This window comes from Treponema sp., from assembly GCF_017430385.1.
Lineage (GTDB): Bacteria > Spirochaetota > Spirochaetia > Treponematales > Treponemataceae > Treponema_D.
Genome location: NZ_JAFRNB010000190.1, coordinates 1 through 5,085, shown reverse-complemented (window position 1 = coordinate 5,085; position 5,085 = coordinate 1). Strand labels below are relative to the sequence as shown.

The window sequence follows — 5,085 nt, the reverse complement described above, 5'->3', positions numbered from 1 at the left end:
CGTTTGCTTTTCTTCGGAAGTTGATGAATCCTCATCATTTACGGATTCTTGGAAATCGGTATTTGATTCAGAAGTTTTGCTTGATTTTTCAAAGTCTTGGTTTGTTTTCTGAGTTTTTGAATCCGCTTCTTCCTCGAAGACAAAATCATTTTCGGAATCTGTTTTTGTGGAATTGGCTTTTTGTTCAGATTTTTGCTTGGCTTTTTCGGTATTTCGTATTCTTACGAATTTTATGTGCGTGATTTCATAGAATCCTTTTGCGATATAATCTTTTAGTTCACTGAGTTTTTCTTCGATGGCATCTCCGACATTCAAAATCTTGTCAGAAAAATTTCTTAGCGGAACTAAAGGCATTTCTTTCACGAGTTCGCCCAAATCGATTTGTGGAAGTGAGTTCTGCGTGAAGCCGAATTTCAGTATGTCGCAAAGCGTTTTTCCTTTTAGCTCCGTGAGGCCTGTGATGTAAAAAGTTTCAGTTCGCTCGCCTGAATGAATTTCAAGTTTTGAGCATTCTTCTGCGACAGAGTTAGCTAGACTTGTGCCTGAATTTTCAGAAGATATGTGTGGTGATATTTCAAATTGAATGTTTGAAGCTGATTCTTTTTTGATTTCGCCGGTTTTTATGCCGTCATCGGTATTGAAAAACCAGTAGAGAGCAGCGTCTGTGATTACAAATCCATTACGAAAAAGTGGTGAAGTCCATATTCCGCAGAGCAAATTCTCATCGCCAGAAAGACCAAAAAACGAGACGATTTGCTTTTCGGTGCTTGAGGGGAACTTTCGCTGGAGGTAGATATTTTTCATTTTGATGAGTTTCTGCATGTTTTGTCCTTCTCCCACAAGCTTAAAAATAGTAATACACCGTATATTGTTGATCTTTGTGGATATGGAATGTATCTTTTCCATTTGGGGCTGATGCGTTTGTTATTGTGGGATTTGCATCTGCGGAAAGTATGTAATTTTTATAAGAGGTCGGTGTTACGGCTCCTGTCCTTATCATATCGCACAGTTCACTGCCGGTTCTGTTTGTATAGTTGGAATTTGAGATAGCAAAATAATGGATATTGTAAGATTTTACTTCAAAAGTGTGGTCTCCATTGTCGGCCGCAACATATACTACGACACGATGATAAGATTCGTCTGAATTTAATTTATACCCGTAGCGTGTGACGGTTTTCTTTTTGTAAGTCCAAATTTCGGGAATAATATTTGCTGATATTTTGAATGTTTTTCCGTCTGCAGAGTTTACGGTTTGGTCTTTACCTGAACTTTGACCTTGGGATTTTGAGGATGGGGCTACGGAACGGTTTTTCGCGATTGTAACTAAGTCCGCACCTGTTACATTTGGATAATCAGTTATAAGGAAGTAGTGTAAAATTACTGATTGCACAATATAAGTGTTATTTTCACCCAGTAGGCAGGTAAATTCTGCTACTCGGTGGTAATTTGTATCATAATTTAATTTGTAGCCGTATTGTTTTACAAAAGGAGATGAATCCCCGTCGTCTCCGGACTTACATCCCCCCAACATCAGCACGGCAAACAATGCCAGGATAATGAGAGAGATTTTTCCTGCGAGGCCTTTGGCTGGATTCCATTTTCTGTTTTCAGTTTTCATACGCGTACTTCTTCTAAAAAGTAAACTTTTCTTTCCTTAAAGTAATATTATAAACCTGGTTTTTCGCAAAAACAATCTTTTTTCTGAAAATTTATTACTTATTAGGTATATCTATTACCTTAGTAAAAGTTTTATAAATGGGAATCTGCTTCATAATTCTAGTAATATGGAAGAGAACGCAGCGCACTCAGAGTCGGAGTCCAAAGATAAAGATGAAATTTCCGTTTTGTTCGGGCGGAATGTTAAAAAATACCGCAAGCAGGCGGGACTTACTCAGGAGCAGCTTTCGGAAAGGCTGGGGGTGTCGCAGAAGCATCTTTCGATTATCGAGACTGGCACGCAGTTCGCTTCGGCAAGTCTTATAGGGCGGATTTCAAGCGAGCTGAATGTTTCGCCAGGAGATTTGTTCGGCGGTTCTAGTGATACGGTTATAGAAGAAATTAAAAAATTCCGTGCGATGATTATGACAATGCTGGTAAATGAGTTGAACCGGCATGGTTCTATTTTATCTACTGACATTGAGAATTTAAGGAATCAACTTAATGTCGCGCCGAGATTGTAGCAGCGGCGGAGCCGTTCTGTAGTGAGGGAGTTTTTCGACCGAACGGAAGAATGGAGCCGAAAGGCGGAACTGCGGAAAGCTCGTTGCCAGTTGATTGCGCCCTTATTTTTTGATAGATTCTGAGCATGTTTTTTGGAAAAACTTTAGAGCAGAGGGCGGAGTCTCGCCAGTTTTTTAAGTCGCTTTTTACTATTGTCGGGCCGATTGCGCTCCAGAACCTGATTTCGGCGGCGGTCGGGTCGGCTGATGTCGTGATGCTCGGCTATGTCGGGCAGGATGCGATTGCGGCGGTGAACCTTGCTTCTTACATTCAGTTCATTTTGTTCCTGTTTTTTATCGGACTTTCTTCGGGAGTCGTGATGCTTGCGGCTCAGTATTGGGGCAAAAAGGACACTTATTCGATTGAGACGATTTTTGGTATCGGTACGAAGATTGCGGCGGCGATTGGGCTTGTTTTTGCGGCGGGTGCTTTGTTCGTGCCTGAGCTTCTGATGAAGATTTTTACGAATGAGGATAAGCTGATTCGCATCGGTTCGGAATATTTGCGCGTTGTGGGCGTGAGTTTCGTGATTCTTGCTTTTTCGCAGATTTATCAGGCTGTTTTGAAGAGTATTGAGCGGGTCAAGCAGGTTACGGTGATTACTACGGCGGCTCTTTTGCTGAATATCGGCCTGAACGCGGTTTTCATTTTCGGATTTTTTGGTGCTCCAAAGATGGGCGTTAAGGGCGTTGCGCTTGCCACTTCCATTTCTCGCGTGATTGAGCTTGTGCTTTGCGTGATTGTGTGCACGAGGGTCAGGGAAATTCACTTCCGGCTTGAAACTTTGTTCCGAAAAAATGCCATATTATTGAAGGATTTTATCAAATATTCTGTTCCGGCGATTGGAAACGAGGCTGTCTGGGGCGCGGGCTGGTCGATGTATGCCGTGATTATGGGGCATCTTGGCTCTGATTTGGTCGCGGCGAATTCTGTTGTAAGCGTCGTGCGAAATCTGGCGAGCGTTCTTTGCTTTGGTATGGCTTACGGTGGCGCGATTTTGCTTGGAAAGCAGATTGGCGCGAATCAGATGGAGCTTGCCGACCGGAATGCTTCGCGGCTTGTCAGGAGCACGATTTTGGCGGGATTTGTGGGCGCGGTGATTTTGGGATTGTGCCGTCCGCTGCTTTTCAGAATTGCAGACTTGAACGAACAGGCTTCGTATTTCCTTACTCCGCTTTTGTACATCAACTGTGTCTCGCTTTTCGGGGCGGCGATTAACACTGTTCTGATTTGTGGTGTTTTCCGTGCTGGCGGTGACGCAAAGTGGGGCTTGATTCTGGACAGTTTTGCGATGTGGGCCGTTTCTGTGCCGATTGGCTTTGTTTGCGCGTTCGTATTCCATCTTCCGCCACTCGTTGTTTATCTGATTTTGTATGTCGATGAGTGGGAAAAGATGATTTTCAATGTGATTCACTACAAGAGCAAGAAGTGGATGAAGAATATCACGCGGGAATTTTAGGATTTTTAGAAGTTTTAGAAACTTCAGGGCGTTTAGGAAAACTGGGGCGAATCCTTAAAAAAGGAATAATTGCTCGTCCCGGAAAGCTTTTTGTTTTGCGGGTTTTAAAATATCGCCCTCTTTTGCTTCACCGAGCAGAAAAGGTGAGTGCGGGTTGTGAATTGCAAAATTTTTTTCGACGAGGCGGGCATCGTAATTTGCATAGCAATATTTGCACAGATGAGGGCATGAATTGTATGCTCCGATGTCATTTGTCGGCAGGCATACGCAGTGTTTTCGCAGGACGGAAACTCCGATTTTTTGAAGAAGATGGATGTCCGCGGCTTTTTCGATAATCTCTCTTGAAACGCAGGCTCCTTGCTCGACTCCGCATGAAGTCAAATCCAGTTTTTCGGCGCAGGACTCGATTTTTATTCCGTTTTCAAATGCAATCCGCGAAAGGGAAGAGGCGAGGAATTTCTGGTCTTTTTCGGAAACTTCTTTTATTCCAGGGAAATTTTTCTTGGTTTTCTGGTAAAGGTCTATAAAACTGATGATGCAGCGGTCGGTTGCGCCGTGCAGCTTTTCTGCCATCGAGCGAAATGCTTTTATATGGAAGGAAACTGAATATTTTTCGTCCGTGAAAATCGGATCGTATCTCCAGCAAACCCGGTCTTTTCCAAGTGCGCTGCTCAATTCGATGAAAGAATCCATCACGCTGCTTTTTTCAGGAACATTCGGCTCGACATCTTTTTCGTACGGAGTAATCGTCACAAAAAAATACAGTCCGATATTTAAGGCTTTAAGCTCGTCGAGATATTTTAGCATTGGCGCGGGATTTTTTGTGCAGAAAACGAGGCAGTCAACGACATCGCGGGTGAGTTTGTACCTGGTGACATGTTCGCCGTAATAAGGGTTTCGTACATCGACAAAACCTTCACGGATTCGGTTCATAAACCACTCTGAGTAAAATGCGGGAATATCTGTGCGGCCGCTGGCAAAAATCAGCATTAACTGATTATATCAGAAAGATAAAATTATTGAATACTCCGCGGTAAAACATTAAAATAAATATGGGTGGAATTATGACAAAACTTCTTTTTGATGCATTATCTTCTATAAAATATACTGTTGTTTCTTCTGACGGTAAAACTCCTGTTGAATCAGGCAAATCTGCAAATCCCGAAATCAGCTCGCTTGTTTTTGACAGCCGCGATGTAAAGCCAGGCTCGCTCTTTTTTGCTCTTCCGGGCACGCACACCACAGGCAATGTTTTTATCCCAAAAGCAATTGAGAACGGAGCAAGTGCAATTGTCTTCCAGGGTGATTTGGAAATTAGCAATGAGCAGGGAGCAATTAGCAATTCAAAGGGGGAAGCCTCCCCCTCGGCTGCAATGGCTTCGCCATTTTCGCCTACCCCTTCTCCT

The 5,085-nt window shown here is 43.1% G+C and carries 6 protein-coding genes; 3 read left to right on the top strand and 3 right to left on the bottom strand.

All coding sequences use genetic code 11. The features are described from left to right. Together IJJ71_RS14905 and IJJ71_RS14900 are read right to left on the bottom strand one after the other, a co-directional pair. Positions 1-804: hypothetical protein (locus tag IJJ71_RS14905; protein WP_296848160.1), on the bottom strand; the 804-nt coding region annotated here is incomplete at its 3' end. Positions 805-844: 40 nt separating this feature from the next. Next, complete coding sequence (locus IJJ71_RS14900) at positions 845-1,618, bottom strand: hypothetical protein (RefSeq protein WP_296848159.1); 774 nt, start codon at positions 1,616-1,618, stop codon at positions 845-847. Positions 1,619-1,784: 166 nt separating this feature from the next. On the opposite strand from IJJ71_RS14900, the gene IJJ71_RS14895 reads away from it, so the two are divergent. After that, positions 1,785-2,180 carry a helix-turn-helix domain-containing protein gene (locus tag IJJ71_RS14895; RefSeq protein ID WP_296848158.1) on the top strand — a complete coding sequence of 132 codons (396 nt, stop codon included), beginning with the start codon at positions 1,785-1,787 and terminating at the stop codon, positions 2,178-2,180. 125 nt (positions 2,181-2,305) lie between these two features. Further along, positions 2,306-3,679, top strand: coding sequence for an MATE family efflux transporter (locus IJJ71_RS14890; RefSeq protein WP_296848157.1), 1,374 nt, complete (start codon positions 2,306-2,308; stop codon positions 3,677-3,679). 54 nt (positions 3,680-3,733) lie between these two features. Here the strand turns inward: IJJ71_RS14890 and IJJ71_RS14885 are convergent, their stop codons facing one another. Then, a complete protein-coding gene (locus IJJ71_RS14885) occupies positions 3,734-4,669 on the bottom strand; it encodes a DUF1848 domain-containing protein (protein WP_296848156.1) in 936 nt (311 codons plus the stop codon). Between the two features lie 74 nt (positions 4,670-4,743). Between IJJ71_RS14885 and IJJ71_RS14880 the strand changes: the two genes are divergently transcribed. Beyond that, positions 4,744-5,085 (top strand): Mur ligase domain-containing protein (locus IJJ71_RS14880; RefSeq protein WP_296848154.1); only part of this gene is annotated, 342 nt, incomplete at its 3' end.